Annotated in this window: 17 protein-coding genes, 1 riboswitch and 1 other annotated feature (1 of these 19 cut by a window edge); of the genes, 10 read left to right on the plus strand and 7 right to left on the minus strand. The window is 47.6% G+C overall.

What is annotated here, in order from left to right:
* Positions 1-35 precede the first annotated feature (35 nt).
* Positions 36-1,013 carry a homoserine kinase gene (locus FB479_RS09440; protein ID WP_142064645.1) on the minus strand — a complete coding sequence of 326 codons (978 nt, stop codon included), beginning with the start codon at positions 1,011-1,013 and terminating at the stop codon, positions 36-38.
* 236 nt (positions 1,014-1,249) lie between these two features.
* Positions 1,250-1,444: a BhlA/UviB family holin-like peptide gene (locus tag FB479_RS09445; protein ID WP_017251979.1), complete on the minus strand. Its 195-nt coding sequence runs from the start codon at positions 1,442-1,444 to the stop codon at positions 1,250-1,252.
* 180 nt (positions 1,445-1,624) lie between these two features.
* Between FB479_RS09445 and FB479_RS09450 the strand changes: the two genes are divergently transcribed.
* The 3 genes from FB479_RS09450 (at position 1,625) to FB479_RS09460 (ending at position 3,099) form a co-directional block, all read left to right on the plus strand.
* Positions 1,625-2,071 (plus strand): helix-turn-helix domain-containing protein, encoded by a 447-nt coding sequence (locus FB479_RS09450; RefSeq protein WP_048031497.1) that lies wholly within the window; start codon positions 1,625-1,627, stop codon positions 2,069-2,071.
* Positions 2,072-2,143: 72 nt separating this feature from the next.
* Positions 2,144-2,668: an ImmA/IrrE family metallo-endopeptidase gene (locus tag FB479_RS09455; RefSeq protein ID WP_106655919.1), complete on the plus strand. Its 525-nt coding sequence runs from the start codon at positions 2,144-2,146 to the stop codon at positions 2,666-2,668.
* A gap of 32 nt (positions 2,669-2,700) precedes the next feature.
* Complete coding sequence (locus FB479_RS09460; RefSeq protein ID WP_142064513.1) at positions 2,701-3,099, plus strand: hypothetical protein; 399 nt, start codon at positions 2,701-2,703, stop codon at positions 3,097-3,099.
* Here FB479_RS09460 and FB479_RS09465 read toward each other — a convergent pair.
* On the minus strand, positions 3,077-3,829 hold the full coding sequence (locus FB479_RS09465) for an alpha/beta fold hydrolase (RefSeq protein WP_106655921.1): 753 nt from the start codon (positions 3,827-3,829) through the stop codon (positions 3,077-3,079). The genes FB479_RS09460 and FB479_RS09465 overlap by 23 nt on opposite strands.
* Before the next feature lie 226 nt (positions 3,830-4,055).
* On the opposite strand from FB479_RS09465, the gene FB479_RS09470 reads away from it, so the two are divergent.
* The gene (locus FB479_RS09470) at positions 4,056-4,856 is read left to right on the plus strand and encodes an inositol monophosphatase family protein (RefSeq protein ID WP_185746345.1); all 801 of its coding nucleotides are present in this window, start codon (positions 4,056-4,058) and stop codon (positions 4,854-4,856) included.
* Between the two features lie 31 nt (positions 4,857-4,887).
* Here the strand turns inward: FB479_RS09470 and FB479_RS09475 are convergent, their stop codons facing one another.
* Positions 4,888-5,445 carry a CGNR zinc finger domain-containing protein gene (locus FB479_RS09475; RefSeq protein WP_142064518.1) on the minus strand — a complete coding sequence of 186 codons (558 nt, stop codon included), beginning with the start codon at positions 5,443-5,445 and terminating at the stop codon, positions 4,888-4,890.
* Between the two features lie 168 nt (positions 5,446-5,613).
* Here FB479_RS09475 and FB479_RS09480 point away from each other — a divergent pair, with 168 nt between their 5' ends.
* The 6 genes from FB479_RS09480 (at position 5,614) to FB479_RS09500 (ending at position 10,770) form a co-directional block, all read left to right on the plus strand.
* Positions 5,614-6,108, plus strand: a complete 495-nt coding sequence (locus FB479_RS09480; protein ID WP_106655924.1) for a DinB family protein — start codon at positions 5,614-5,616, stop codon at positions 6,106-6,108.
* Between the two features lie 84 nt (positions 6,109-6,192).
* Positions 6,193-6,378, plus strand: a riboswitch (Lysine riboswitch).
* A gap of 113 nt (positions 6,379-6,491) precedes the next feature.
* Positions 6,492-7,940, plus strand: coding sequence for an amino acid permease (locus tag FB479_RS09485; RefSeq protein WP_106656002.1), 1,449 nt, complete (start codon positions 6,492-6,494; stop codon positions 7,938-7,940).
* A gap of 218 nt (positions 7,941-8,158) precedes the next feature.
* A complete protein-coding gene (locus FB479_RS09490; protein WP_142064520.1) occupies positions 8,159-9,019 on the plus strand; it encodes a hypothetical protein in 861 nt (286 codons plus the stop codon).
* A 146-nt stretch (positions 9,020-9,165) separates the two neighbouring features.
* Positions 9,166-9,354 carry a hypothetical protein gene (locus tag FB479_RS09495; RefSeq protein WP_106655926.1) on the plus strand — a complete coding sequence of 63 codons (189 nt, stop codon included), beginning with the start codon at positions 9,166-9,168 and terminating at the stop codon, positions 9,352-9,354.
* A complete protein-coding gene (locus FB479_RS30450; RefSeq protein ID WP_164724513.1) occupies positions 9,347-9,493 on the plus strand; it encodes a hypothetical protein in 147 nt (48 codons plus the stop codon). The genes FB479_RS09495 and FB479_RS30450 overlap by 8 nt, the downstream gene beginning before the upstream one ends.
* 221 nt (positions 9,494-9,714) lie before the next feature.
* The gene (locus FB479_RS09500) at positions 9,715-10,770 is read left to right on the plus strand and encodes a TolC family protein (RefSeq protein WP_142064523.1); all 1,056 of its coding nucleotides are present in this window, start codon (positions 9,715-9,717) and stop codon (positions 10,768-10,770) included.
* A gap of 71 nt (positions 10,771-10,841) precedes the next feature.
* Here FB479_RS09500 and FB479_RS09505 read toward each other — a convergent pair whose 3' ends face one another.
* The 3 genes from FB479_RS09505 to FB479_RS09515 all read right to left on the minus strand — a co-directional run bounded on the left by FB479_RS09505 (position 10,842) and on the right by FB479_RS09515 (position 13,742).
* Entirely contained in the window at positions 10,842-11,753 is a 912-nt protein-coding gene (locus FB479_RS09505) for an aminoglycoside phosphotransferase family protein (RefSeq protein ID WP_142064526.1), read from the minus strand.
* A gap of 313 nt (positions 11,754-12,066) precedes the next feature.
* Complete coding sequence (locus tag FB479_RS09510) at positions 12,067-13,245, minus strand: aminotransferase (protein WP_142064529.1); 1,179 nt, start codon at positions 13,243-13,245, stop codon at positions 12,067-12,069.
* On the minus strand, positions 13,242-13,742 hold the full coding sequence (locus tag FB479_RS09515; protein ID WP_007722565.1) for an Lrp/AsnC family transcriptional regulator: 501 nt from the start codon (positions 13,740-13,742) through the stop codon (positions 13,242-13,244). Before FB479_RS09515 ends, FB479_RS09510 begins: the two co-directional genes overlap by 4 nt.
* Positions 13,743-13,867: 125 nt before the next feature.
* Positions 13,868-13,882 (minus strand) — a binding site (T-box leader); it runs 227 nt beyond the window's last position.

A 13,882-nucleotide genomic window follows, 5' to 3' on the forward strand; every position in this document is an offset into this window, starting at 1 on the left:
GTTTTTCTGACAACGCTTTGCAAAACACTTCTCGTTCACGTGAAATATTTTTTAAAAAATTCCATCTTCTCACTTAAGAAAGCATCATCCGATTCGATGCTACCCATGATATGAGGATCATGCATGCACAGCCCCATTAGCCATAATTGGCGAATGCCTGTCATAAGCGACACCGCAGCCCGATCGTTTTCAGATAGGGGACGAACCTCGGTATATCCTTTTAGGAAAGCACTCCATAGTGACTCCACCAGTTCGTCATCTTCTTCGATCAATATTCGGCTCAGCTTGAAAGCAGCCAGATCATACGCTCGCCAGCCATATCCGCACAGGTCGAAATCAAAGTGGGTATAGGTGTTGTCCTCACAAAAATTCGTATTAAAATTCCCTTGAAGGTCTCCATGGCAAATCCCCCAGTCGAGTCCGGCACGGATATGCGCATTCAACTTAGCTTCCAGCTCCATCGCCAGCTTTTGGAGAAATTGAAAATCTTCCTTCCGATGCTGCAGACGCGCCTCCATGATGGCTAACGGGCGATGAATCAGCGTCTTGGCGTCCCATACCTCACGAGCTTGTTGTGTGGAAAAGCCTTCTGCTTTAACATGCAACTCGGCAACAGCCCTGCCAAATCGTGCGCTCAGTTCCTCGCTATCGATTTCCTGCTCCTTGCCCTCGGCATAAGTGAACAGCGCACCAAAGCGATTGCCTTCTGCTGCTTGCAGTCTCAAGACATGCTTTCCTGAGCCGTCCGCAATTGGCACAGAAACAGATACTCCTTGTCTGTCCAAATGGAGCAACAGCTCCATTTCGAACGCGACTGCTGCTTCCTCTGTTCGCCAATCGCTGCGATACAGCCTGAAAATTCGTTTCTGATCGATCGTCTCCACAAGGTACGTATCGTTCATGCCTCGAAGCATGTAGTGAACCGATTGTATTTGTTCGGTTGGATATGCTTCCTGAAGTACTTTCTGTAATGCTTTTTCACAGATGGTTGAGTAGACGACGGGTAAATGCATAGTCATGCTGCTCCTTTTTGCTAAGTATTGGATAAGTTATTATGATAGACGTGTGAATGGGGGAAAGGACACAGCAAGTAAAAAAGGACCTTGAAGGGCTAAGAGCCGATTCAAGGTCTGGTACAGGCTGCAACCATTTGTCTCCCTTGCTGTATAAGCTTTTCAAGGAATCGGGCAACATAAGTAATGGATTTGTATTCGTCACGCTCATCAGAAGGTTTGCTGTCCCAAAAGCTTTATTTCTTCACTTTTCCTTTGATCTCGCGCAATTCCTCGAGGATCAGATCGTATTTGTCGCTGTATTTGTCCAGCAAATCTTGTAAACGTCCCTCGCGCTCGCGATTTGCTTTCATAATATAAAACAACAACCAGACAAACAAAGCAGCAAATGGCCCTTGCTGAAGTAATACGGTTGTTACTTGATCTTCCATGTTTGATCTCCCCTTTTGTCACTGTACAGAACGAGTGTTCCTGCAACGTTCTTATCTGTATTTTGTACAAAAGGCTTGTACATAATTCGTTGAAAACAAAATTAATATCCATACTTTTCTTTTTCCCTCTCATTTAGTACAATAGGCTTGTACATCCTCACAGGAAGGACTGGCACGCTCATGCTATCTCAGCGCTTACGCACAGCTCGTAAGACAAAAGGTCTGACCCAGGAAGAGTTGGCAGAGCATGTCTGCACGACCAAGGGGACGATCAGTAACTACGAGAACAACCACAGCACACCTCCGAATGACATGCTGCGGCAATTGGCTGATGTGCTGGACGTCACGACTGATTGGTTGTTGGGCCGCACAGATGAAGTCACGGCCTATATTCTCCCCGCAACTGAGCAGACAAATCAACGTTCGTTGGACGAGCTCTTGCAGGAAAAGATCGATGACCCGGACGACTACTATTTCCTAGACGGGTATCTGGACGCTTCAGAAGAGGAGAAAAAAGAAATTCGCCGCTACTGGTACGACTTGAAGAAACAGTGGAAAGTCCGTAAAGTACGCGAGGAGCGACCTCCGTCTTTGTTTGACATCACGGAAGACATCAAAAAAAAATAACCCCAGTGCGGGGTTTTCTTTTCAGTGAAATACAGAACGTACGTTCCTTACCATTCATTTAGGAGGTCCTTGATGCTTCACTCCCTTTTGAAAGAAATCTGCGAACCGCAAACATGGCTCGAGAGCCGCGTGTACTTGCTGCTTCAGCATCACGGCATCGATTCGCCCGAACAAATCGATCTGCATCTCTTGTGCGAGACATACGGCATTGAGATCCATCGTATTTGCGGCAGGAGTCGTGCACATGCGCATCCCTTTTTGCCGGGACGTTATGTCATTGCGGTGGACGAGCGACTCGATCTGGCTACCCAGCGAGTTAAAATCGCGCATGAACTCGGACATTTGCTCCTTCATGAAGGCATTCAGCCCCAGAGCAGCGAATGGATGATTGACTGGCAAGAATCGCAGGCGAATCATTTTGCCGAGCATTTGCTGCTTCCTATTTACATGATGAGCCCCCTGCTTGCCGATTGCTCGCGATACAACGCTCCTGCTATGTTGGCTCAGCGCTTTCAGGTGCCGATGCCTCTTGCTCGTGCCCGTTTTGAGCGCATACTGAGCCGTCTGTATGCCAAAGGCTTTCCCGTCTATGGGTAAATTACGACGCTATATGGAGGAGGCGATACCTGATGAAACGAGTCTTTATTGCCGGAGATGCGTACACGACTCATTTTTTTGATCTCGCCTTGGACCAAGAGGAGGAGCTGTCGCTGTTACCCTCCTTGCAGGTAGCCAGCTATCACGTGGCCCGCTTTGCTCTCATCATGCGAGATGACGGCCTTCGTGGTCTCGGTATCTTTCCTGGTGACGCCCTCTTGATCTCAGACTTTTCGATGGAGCCAGTAAAAGACAGACCCGTGTTGATCCGACAGGAGGGGCAGTTCCTTGTGCGCATTGCAGCAGACGTCAATCCATTGGAATGTCTGTTTACAACCACACGCGAGCAAGACAGCCCCATGCTACTCCCCTCGGAAAACATTCGCATTACAGGTGTTGTATCCGGTATTATTCCACGTTCATCATTGTAACCTCATTAAGCAGCCAATCCTTGATCGCTGCCACCGTTTGCTGCCACTGCTCCTGCGGGGTAATGGCAGCGGGCTGGTCGCCCTCCTGCGATCCATAGCTACCGAACTGGGAGTGGTTCCCCCCTTCTATGGACATGTACACGGTACGCTCCGGCAAATACTGCTTGCTATCCTCAAACGCTTTCATATCGATCACACCATCGCGAGACCCAATTAAAGACAGCACAGGCAAATTCGCGGTCTTCAAGTTTCCCTGCCTGTTCGGATACGCCCCCAATAAAAACACACCCTTGATTCGGTCTGGATGGTTTGCTGCGAATTGTGCTGCCATGGTCCCACCGAGCGAATGTCCTCCGATGACAAACGTTTTATTTGGGTACGCCTTTAATACTTGTGTGGCCCGCGTCATATCACTTACAGCCAAATTCAGCGGCATTCGTGCGAGAAAAACATGATAGCCGTAACCTGCCAAGGCACGGGCAATCGGTGCATAGCTCTCCGGTTTGACCAGTGCTCCCGGATATAAGATGAGTCCCGGTTCGCGTGACTCCCCGCCTTGGAAAATAATCCAGTCATTCGTATCCATGACCGTAATCCCTTCACCGCCTTGCATGGCCGTTAACGCTGCTTGATCGGGCTGATATGGCTGCAAATACCATATAGCCAGACAAATGGCTCCAAGTGTCACCAATACGATTGCCTGAAACCACTTTTTGCGTGCTTGACTCATCCTACCCACCTCGTTTCCGTTCCCATGCATGATGCTACTTATTATGTCTTAAACACTCTGCGCATGTGCATGAATTGTAAATCTCGACAATTTCGTGGTGTTGACGAACTGATTTCGTCATAGTAGTATTTAAAAATACTACTCAAATTTATTTAGAGGTTTTCCTCATGATTGAGCGCGTAGAACGACTCAATTTTTACCAAAAAGAGAAGGGATGGGAATTGTTATGAATCAACAGGATGTGCAATTTTGCGAGGAACTGGTAAGAAGCGTTGGAAAGGAGCTGCTAGTGGAATTTGAAAAAGGCGCGCCCTGCCACAGCAAGGCAGCAATGTCTAAACGCTTTGAAGAGGTGAATCCCGTGGTTGAAACTCGATTGAAGCGCTCATTGTCCGAGCGTTTCCCCACCTATGAATTCTCGGACGCAGAATTCGATCTGGCTGCACAGGAAAAGCCTGAATTCACAAGTCCTTATTGGGTGATGGATGCAATCGATGGAGCGGTCCACTTTCTGCAAAATATGCCGATGTGGGCTACCTCCCTCTGCCTGATTGACGGAGGACGCACGGTTGTTTCTTTTGTCTATGATCCATGCCGTGATGAGCTGTTTACAGCCATTGACGGACGCGGAGCTTTTCTCAACGGACAAAAAATCAGTACCTCATCCAAATCGCAGCTGAGTGAATGCATTCTCGGCACGCTCTTTGCTTCCTCCGAACCGATGAACCTCTTGGTCGGAAAGTATACGGCGAATTCCTTGACGCGAGTGATGCCAGAAGCTTTTGCCATCCGCATGCAAGGCGCAGTATCACTCCATCTCGCCTACGTGGCGTGCGGACGACTCGACGGTTACTGGGAATACGGTGAAGGGGTGTATGATTGGCTGGCTGGTGCTCTTTTGGTCCAGGAAGCCGGAGGCAAAATTACGGATACGCAAGGAAATGATTTTTGCTGGAAAAGCACAGGCATCGTAGCAGCAGGCTCGTCCATCTACCCTAAACTGATCCAATTGACCCCAGCTTCCTAACAGACAGATAAAAAGGGTGAGCCTATGCGCATCACCCTTTTTCCTTTTTCCGCTCACGAAAACGGCGCACCTTCATCAAGTTTCCGCACATTTTGTCATCACACCAGCGGCGCACCCGGTTGCGGCTTTCATCATAAAACACCCAGCGGCAATCCTCGTTATCACATATTTTGATTCGCTCCAGATGCTGCGGGGCAAGCAACTCCGCGAAAGAAGCCGCAATTTGTGCCATGACGAGGGGCCAACCCTCTGTTGAGCTAACATGCTTTTGCCTGTAGCCGCCCTCCTCATCTACATACAACACCTGCATATGAAAAGGGGCGAGAGCCAACGTGTTGTTCAATTCCGCAAGGTCCTCCTCTTGGAATCGGTCTCCACGGACAACGGCTTCCAGCATACGTCTCAAACGTTCGCGCAATCGCAAAAGAGACGCGGCACACTCCTCCTTCATCGGCAACGGAGCAGTTAGATTGTATGTTTGCAAAAAGGATGTCAGCCATTCCTGGTTCTCCAAGCGATTTTCCGCACGACCAGAACCGCGCCAATCACGCCAATCACTATTTAAAAAATCGATACAAAGCCAGTCCATGTCATCATCTCTCCTGACGAAACCCTTCATTTTTCTCTCTTGTATGACTATACAGGATATGGTAATATCTATTTGTAACTATCGTAATTTAATTAACTGGTTACAAGTTCATTTCTTACTGCTATTATAGCGTTTCATCAATCTGTTTCACAGACGAGGAGGAAGCGTATGAATCGGAAGGAATTGCTTTTGCACGGATGGGAATGTACGTATGACAAGGAAGACTGGTATCCACCCTTAAAAGAAGCGCTTTCCGGAGTGTCAGCTGCCGAGGCTAGCTGGCGCCCTGTGGGAGAAGCAGCCAACACGATCTGGGAAAACGTCAGCCACCTTCTTTATTACAAAGAACGCCTGCTGCATCGTCTATTGGGCACCGAATTTCCTGGCTCCGCTGAAACGAACGATGATACCTTCATCCCATCCGGCGGTCCAGATGATGAAAACGCTTGGCAAGCTACCCTTTTGCAAATGGAAAGCGTCCATCGCCACATTCATGAAAAGCTTTCCTTGCTGACAGACGAGGATTTAAATCAGACGGCTACCTATACGCCCATCTACCAAACCGTGATGAGTCTCGTCCTGCATGATGCGTTTCATACGGGACAAATCGTCCAAATTCGCAAGCTGCATGGCTCTTGGCCTGCCAGACGCTCATTTGAATAACAAAATTTCACATTGATTAATCACAAACAATCCTTTATAGTGAATGAATCACATAATTTCATACATGTTATCCTCATCTTTCACGGTGAGGATAGAGGTCGCGGCTTTTATATCATCCTGTACGAGATTCAGAGAAAATCAATGACTCCAGGTAAGGAAAATCCGCCGAAGCTCATATCGCGTCTCTGTGCGATTGGGTTGGGGCTGTACTCGAAAGGGGCAGAACTGTCACGTTTGCATGCCAAGCAAACGTGGTGAGCTATCTTCAGTGAAGGCTTGGTGGGGATTGGATGATACCGCCCTATGCCATTTTTTTGGCTATGGCGGTTTTTTCGTTTCCGACCTTCCTTCTCAAAAATCAAGAAAGGTCGTGCAAGCAGCTTATGTCACAGAATCAATTGCAACGTGGTTTAAAAGCCCGACACCTGACGATGATCGCCATCGGCGGCTCGATTGGGACGGGATTGTTTCTCGCCAGCGGAGGCTCGATCCATTCCGCCGGACCAGGTGGAGCTTTAGTCGCCTATCTCGCTATTAGTATCATGGTTTACTTCTTGATGACCAGCTTGGGGGAAATGGCGGCCTTCATGCCTGTGTCCGGTTCGTTTTCGACGTATGCCACACGGTTCGTCGATCCATCTCTCGGCTTTGCTCTCGGCTGGAACTATTGGTACAACTGGGCCATTACCATTGCCGTCGAGCTGTCAGCTTCCGCACTCATTATGAAATATTGGTTCCCGGATACCCCAGCGATATTGTGGAGCGCTTTATTCCTCGGATTGCTGTTTGCCTTGAATCTCCTGTCTGTGAAAGCCTATGGAGAATCTGAATATTGGTTTGCTTTGATTAAAGTAGTAACGGTTATCGTCTTTATTATTGTCGGTGTGTTGATGATTTTTGGCATTATGGGCGGCCAAGCAGTCGGCTTCCAAAACTTCACCAAAGGCGACGCGCCATTCAATGGCGGCTTCATGGCCCTGCTCGGTGTCTTTATGATTGCCGGATTCTCTTTCCAAGGGACAGAGCTCGTTGGTGTCGCAGCTGGGGAGAGCGAAGACCCTGCCCGCAACATTCCAAAGGCCATCCGTCAAATTTTTTGGCGCATTCTGCTCTTCTACATCCTCGCTATTTTGATCATCGGGTTGTTGGTTCCATACGATAATCCAAATCTGATTAGTGGCGACCTTACGGATATTGCAATCAGTCCGTTTACGATTGTTTTTGAAAATGCCGGTTTTGCTTTTGCAGCCTCCGTCATGAATGCCGTTATTCTTACGTCTGTATTGTCTGCTGGTAACTCTGGCATGTACGCCTCTACACGCATGCTGTGGAACTTGGCGAAAGAAGGAAAAGCACCAAAATGGTTCGCAAAAGTAACAAGTAACGGCGTACCGATCAATGCTTTGATCTTGACTGCGCTCATCGGCGCTCTTGCTTTTCTGTCCTCTCTGTTTGGGGAAGGCGAGGTGTATGTCTGGCTTTTGAATGCGTCCGGTATGTCAGGCTTCATCGCTTGGCTGGGAATTGCCATTAGTCACTACCGTTTCCGCAAAGCGTTTATCGCTCAGGGCCGTGACTTAAGCGAACTGCCTTATCGGGCAAAGTGGTTCCCGTTTGGACCGATTTTTGCTTTCATCATTTGCTGCATCGTTATTTTGGGGCAAAACTACTCCGCATTCATGGGTGGAACAATCGACTGGTATGGCGTCCTGGTCTCTTACATTGGCCTGCCACTTTTCTTAATCATTTGGCTCGCTTATAAAATCACGCAAAAGACCAAGATCGTCCCTCTTGAACAAGTAGACTTCAGCATGGATGAATACACGAAATAATAGAAGAAAAATTACGGACTTCCGTTATCTGAACGGGAGTCCTTTTTCATGTTTGCCAGCATATTTAAAACTGCCCAAAAATAGCCGATAGTATAGACAAGAAGCAATTGAGATCCGTTTCCTTCCGTTCTCACAACTCATCCCAGTCATCTAATAAAAGGTAACCATGATCTCCTTCCATCACGACTGAACATGAATCCATGTGAGGAGAGTAGAACATGCACATCCAATCGAATACCCGCTACCTAACACCTCAGTTATCAACTAACCAAGCTGCACCCAAAATGGTGACAGGACCTCGTCTAGGATTGCCCGAGCACGATACAGTAGACCTTCGTTCTCACCAGGCACGTGAGCTCCCTGCTGGTGTCATCGAACATCATAGCGTCCAATTTTTCTTTAGCACAGAGATTAATGAGCGTTTGGATAAACTTTTTGCAGATAAACCGCCCGAGGCTCGCAAAGCCTTTGACCACATCCTGGAGCAAAATTTTTTCAACTCCCAATCCATCTACACGGAGGAAGAAAGAGCTGCTTTGGTAGAAGCCGGTTTAACCCAAGGCAAATATTTGGCAGAACAATTCATGGCTGACGATGAAAATGCTGCTGAATTTTTGGATACCCTCCATCTGCTCGCTGGCGTTGCCAAAACACGGAAGGCTGACCCTGCCACTGGCAGTGTCAGCTACGTAGAGCTTCCTCAAAAACCACATGGGGCTCCGAACGACTATGTCAATCCATCGAAACTGATGGAGCGGTATGATCCAGAAGCCTACAAAAAAATGCAAGCGACTACCAATCAAACAGAGAAAGTAAGCATGCTGATTCAATTCGTCAAAAAGCTGCAACATCGTCCAGACTGGATCTCACAATACCGGAACGAACAAGCTACGCTTCTCTCCGATTTAAAAAATACAAAAATCGCTAACCGCTTTGAGAATGTCAATACAAAGGACGCCACTGAATTTGTTCATCAAATGAATACGCTCACTGAAAATGCTTCCTTTTCTGCCTTCACACCAATGCTACAAACGAATCTTGCTTCTTTTATGAAGATCCTGGCCAAGAAAACGAGTTAATTGCACAAAGACGATCGTCACAGCCTCCGCCCGAACTTCCCTGGGACTGGGGCTGTTTTTTCTTAGTACCAGTCTCGTTCCTTTTCCATTTAAGGAAATGTACAGGCAGATGGTGGACATACTAACCAGTAAAGGAGGAGACGAACATGGACGACAATCGTGAAAACGACCTGCCTGATTTCAAACAACTGGACGACAGACTGATCGCTCAACCTCCGAATAGCCCAATCATCGCAATCCGTACCAATCTGGACAAGGAACCAAATAACGTCGACAATCCGTATGTGCAGCAAGACTCTAAATCTGGACAAAATAAGGGGGAAGCAAATGACTGATCGCATCTCAAAGGAAAAACCGGACATGGGTTATAACGGAAGCAATATGCATGGTTATTCCCTTACACCAAAGGAAGGGACATTGGACCAAACTGCCAAGGCGGCTGCGGAAAACAAAGAAAACAGAGAACAAGAATAGTTCTTTCCCCACTACGAAGAACAAATCAAATCCCCTTCCGGAAAACAGGCAGATGCTCACTTTGCCTTTTTCCGGAAGGGGATTCTTTTGGATTTCTGACCAAGAACACGGTGAAAAACATTTTTTTATTGACGAAATTCTGTTGGAAATATATACTTTTCATGGATTTGATAATGAGAATCGTTATCATATTCTTGTATATATGATCAGGAGGTTGCCCCATGAAATCCAGGCTCTTCAAACACATTTACAGCACAACATTAGTCACTTCTCTCCTCACAGGTGGCGCCCATTTGGCTCTGGCCGCTCCACTCGTGGCCACTGCTGAACAGACGGATGTTTCCCCTTTGTCGCTAGATTTCGCAGTTGAACAGGCACTAAAGAATAGCGTTGATCTGGAGGTGCTTCGGCTTGACTTAGATACTACGAAGTACGAAACATCCATCACCCTGAGAGAAAAAGCAGAAATCAAAAAAGCCGACATCATGACCTTGGCTGATGCAAAAAAGAAATTCGAAGACGCAGCCAAAGCGATCAAAGAAGTGGTTGTCGATGAAGTCGCCCTGAATACGCAAAAAAATACCCTTCAATTGCAAGTGCAAAAAGCATTCTTCGAAGTCCAATCATTAGACGCCAAAATCAAAGCGCAGAAGAAAAGCTTGCAAAGACAGTACTGGTTGGACTCCCAAGAAACAGAAGCTCACAAAAATCTTGCTGCCCTTGAAGCCAGCTACAAGCAAGCATTGGCCAAGCTCAACGATTTAATGAATGAAAAAGCGGACAGACAATGGAAAATGATCGCCACTGATCTGACCCGCCATGAGCTGCCTTCCCTGGAGCAATTGCAAGCAAAAGCTTTTGAAAAACGTCCTGAGATGCTCAAGGCACAAGCAGAAATAGACTTTGCCCAAGTAAGAATTGATTACACAGCCGAGTATTCCGCACTCAGTACACATAAAGGTACAATCGCAAAAAATGAGCACAAAAAAGCGGAACTGCAAAAACAAAAAACACAAAAGAAAATCGGTCAAGAAGTAAGTGACAACTATACGAAGGTACTGGCAGCGAAAAAAGCCTTAGAGGAAAGTACAACAAAGAAAGAAGCCGCATTGGAGCGCTATCAGGCAACAATCGATCAATATAGATTAGGAAAAGCATCGATGAAAGAACTGATGGAAGATGAAGCAAACCTGTTTGACTCCGAAACAAAAGCAATCGAATCGGTTTATCAATACAATCTCGCTGCTTCCACCTTGAATCAGTCAAGTGGCTATTAATATTTCGTGTTACGAAGGATCTTATTTATTCATTTAACATAAAGAAGGCTTCATCCCACAGGGTGAAGCCTTTACTCATATAACAGCCTCTCAAAAACTCTCGGCATCACCAGACGACCGCCGTCTACACCAAAATCCTCTATGAACCACCAAGCCGACAGCACACTATGGCAATAGGCCCACGCCAACACTCTCTCTTTTTGCAAAGACAGCGCCTTTGTCAGCCCATCGACTCGCTGTTTCATTACTTCTTCTACCCCAACCTCGGGCAAATGGTTCAGCAAAAACGGAATCACCTCGTATTCCGTCTCCCCGATCAGCCCCTTTGGATCAATTGCCAACCACGGCTCTCTTTCTGCTCGTAAAATATTTTCATGATGAAGATCACCATGCAGCAGACACTGTTCTTTTTGTGTGAAAAGAAGTTTTTTGTACCATCGCATGGCCTGCTCCACCATTTGTTCGGGAATTGGTCCTGTCCCCCCTTGGAAATGAGGGCGAATCTTTTCCAATCCAACAGCCCAGTCCGCGATCGTCGGAAACGTAGGGGCAAGCTTACCAGCTCTCGAAACGGGGGTATGCATCCTTTTGATCACGTCCGCCAAGCATTCAATTCGATCGTCTTCGCTGCTCAGCTTATCCAGTGTCTCCCCTGGCATGATGCGCTCCAAAAGCATGATGCCTTTTTCCTCGTCAGCATCGAGCAGCTGCACCATTCCCCGCCCTGCAAAAGCTCGAATCACTGCTAGCTCTCTTTGCCATTCCACTCCAGGCAAACCAAGCTTTAGCACTGCGTTTCTCCCATCCTGCAACACAACTGGTGCGACAAAGTTATAAGAAAGTGGAAATGGCTCAAGCACCTTTAGAGACCACCGTGCTTCGCAATCAGCAATCAATTCATGAAAGGAATCCAGCCATAGACGCCCCTCTTCTTTATGTACGCCCGTAATTGTTTGTATAAAATGGGGTGGCAATGAAATCATTAAGGAATCCCCTCCTCGAACTACTTGCAAAACATCCTCTTGCACCAACTTTCAAGCTGTTCCCTTCCCACAGCCGCGTAAGAAGAAGCGCATTTCCAGTCAAGCGCCTCTGGAGCCCATACCAGCTTCGAAACACTTCATCGAAACTTCTACGTTTGAAGCGCTCCCGCCATTTTTCCCGAGGCGGACAGTGAATCCCCCCTTGCGGGGCGTAGGCCGAAGCGTAGACTGGAAATGCGCTTCTTCCCCCCACAGCCACTCGTTAAAAAAGGGAGCAGCTTGAAAGCCGCCCCCCTTTATTTCCCGGAAAATGTTATGACAGTCGTCCCATCAAGCGCTCCATACGATCCAGCGCCTTCTTCAACTGCTCCATCGATGTTGCATAAGAACAACGGATATGCCCCTGTCCGCTTTCGCCGAACACATCTCCAGGTACAACAGCTACCTTTTCCTCCATGAGCAGCTTCTCCGCAAACTCAGAAGAGCTGAGACCTGTAGAAGCTACAGACGGGAATGCGTAGAATGCGCCGTCCGGCTCATGGCAAGTCAATCCGATTTGACGAAATCCATCTACCACATAATTGCGTCGCTGACGGTAGCTCTCGATCATTCGTTCCATATCAGAACGTCCGTGGCGCAGGGCTTCCAACGCAGCCATCTGAGCCATTGTCGGTGCACACAGCATGGTGTACTGGTGGATTTTCAGCATGCCTGCGAGCAAATCAGGTGACGCGCAGACATATCCCAGACGCCAGCCGGTCATCGCGAACGCTTTGGAAAAACCGGAGATCAGGATTGTCCGATCTTTCATCCCTGGCAGAGCCGCGATACTATCATGCATTCGTCCGTAGGTAAGCTCCGCATAAATCTCATCGGAGATCACCATGAGGTCATGCTTTTCAATGATCGGCAAAAGTGTTTTCCACTCTTCAGCCGCCATGGTCCCCCCGGTCGGGTTATTTGGATAGCAGAAAATGATTGCTTTTGTACGCGCGGTGATGTGCGCCTCCAACTCTTGCGGTGTCAGCTTGAACTGGTTTTCCATCGTTGTTTTCAGGAATACTGGCACCCCGCCAGCCAAGCGAATGACTGGTTCATAGGAGACATAGCAAGGTTCTACGACCAATACTTCATCACCTGGATCAAGAATGGCACGCAGAGCGATATCAATCGCTTCGCTGGCACCAACCGTCACGAGAATTTCTGTCTCTGGATGATAGCTGACAGAAAAACGTTCTTCCAAGTATTTCTGAATTTCCACACGCAATGGCAACATACCTGCATTGGATGTATAAGCTGTATGTCCACGCTCCAACGAAGAAATCGAAGCTTCTCTCATGCGCCAAGGAGTGACGAAATCAGGCTCCCCTACACCTAAGGAAATGACTCCCTCCATCGATGCTGCCAAATCGAAAAAGCGGCGAATACCTGATGGCTTCAACGATTGAACTGTACTGGATAAACGGTTTTTGACTTTGACTTGTGTACTCACGGTGTAACCACCATCCTGTGATCTTCGTCACGATCTTCCAGCTCAATGCCATCGTGCTTGTAACGTTTCAAAATAAAATGTGTAGCTGTTGAGACAACCGAATCGAGAGTGGACAGCTTTTGCGAAACAAAAGTGGCTACCTCTTTCATGGTTTTGCCTTCCAAAATAATCGACAAGTCATAGCTTGCACCAGACATCAAGTAAACAGCCTTCACTTCTGGGAAACGGCAAATTCGTTCCGCTACTTCATCAAAGCCGACGTCGCGCTTCGGCGTCACTTTCACATCAATCATGGCATTTACGTACGGATGATCGTCCACACGCTCCCAGTTCACTAGCGCTGGATATTTGACAATGACCTTCTCGGCTTCCAAGGCTGCAATCGTCTGCTCAACGACCTCGGTTGGCTCCCCGATCATTTTTCCGATTTGCTCAGCGCTCATGCGACTGTCTTCTTCCAACAGGTGCAACAGCTCTCTTTGCTTCAAGCGATCCATGCCCCACCACTCCAGTTTTCTCTTTATTTTTGTACATAAGTGCGTATTCAAGTAGTCGACTTTTTGAACAACGCCATCATGCAAAAAGCCCCAGCAACCAGGCTCATGATTTCCATGAATCCGGTTGCTGAGGCGAAGGT

Origin of the sequence: Brevibacillus sp. AG162 (assembly GCF_006715575.1) — a bacterium.
Taxonomy (GTDB): domain Bacteria; phylum Bacillota; class Bacilli; order Brevibacillales; family Brevibacillaceae; genus Brevibacillus; species Brevibacillus brevis.

Excerpts from the sequence above, each read along its gene's own strand:
- FB479_RS09495 (WP_106655926.1), top strand. The coding sequence starts at position 9,166 with ATGGACGACAATCGTGAAAACGACCTGCCTGATTTCAAACAACTGGAC.
- FB479_RS09455 (WP_106655919.1), top strand. The coding sequence starts at position 2,144 with ATGCTTCACTCCCTTTTGAAAGAAATCTGCGAACCGCAAACATGGCTC.
- FB479_RS09505 (WP_142064526.1), bottom strand. The coding sequence starts at position 11,753 with ATGATTTCATTGCCACCCCATTTTATACAAACAATTACGGGCGTACAT.
- FB479_RS09445 (WP_017251979.1), bottom strand. The coding sequence starts at position 1,444 with ATGGAAGATCAAGTAACAACCGTATTACTTCAGCAAGGGCCATTTGCT.
- FB479_RS09475 (WP_142064518.1), bottom strand. The coding sequence starts at position 5,445 with ATGGACTGGCTTTGTATCGATTTTTTAAATAGTGATTGGCGTGATTGG.
- FB479_RS09515 (WP_007722565.1), bottom strand. The coding sequence starts at position 13,742 with ATGGATCGCTTGAAGCAAAGAGAGCTGTTGCACCTGTTGGAAGAAGAC.
- FB479_RS09465 (WP_106655921.1), bottom strand. The coding sequence starts at position 3,829 with ATGAGTCAAGCACGCAAAAAGTGGTTTCAGGCAATCGTATTGGTGACA.
- FB479_RS09450 (WP_048031497.1), top strand. The coding sequence starts at position 1,625 with ATGCTATCTCAGCGCTTACGCACAGCTCGTAAGACAAAAGGTCTGACC.
- FB479_RS09460 (WP_142064513.1), top strand. The coding sequence starts at position 2,701 with ATGAAACGAGTCTTTATTGCCGGAGATGCGTACACGACTCATTTTTTT.
- FB479_RS09490 (WP_142064520.1), top strand. The coding sequence starts at position 8,159 with ATGCACATCCAATCGAATACCCGCTACCTAACACCTCAGTTATCAACT.
- FB479_RS09500 (WP_142064523.1), top strand. The coding sequence starts at position 9,715 with ATGAAATCCAGGCTCTTCAAACACATTTACAGCACAACATTAGTCACT.
- FB479_RS09440 (WP_142064645.1), bottom strand. The coding sequence starts at position 1,013 with ATGCATTTACCCGTCGTCTACTCAACCATCTGTGAAAAAGCATTACAG.
- FB479_RS30450 (WP_164724513.1), top strand. The coding sequence starts at position 9,347 with ATGACTGATCGCATCTCAAAGGAAAAACCGGACATGGGTTATAACGGA.
- FB479_RS09485 (WP_106656002.1), top strand. The coding sequence starts at position 6,492 with ATGTCACAGAATCAATTGCAACGTGGTTTAAAAGCCCGACACCTGACG.
- FB479_RS09470 (WP_185746345.1), top strand. The coding sequence starts at position 4,056 with ATGAATCAACAGGATGTGCAATTTTGCGAGGAACTGGTAAGAAGCGTT.
- FB479_RS09480 (WP_106655924.1), top strand. The coding sequence starts at position 5,614 with ATGAATCGGAAGGAATTGCTTTTGCACGGATGGGAATGTACGTATGAC.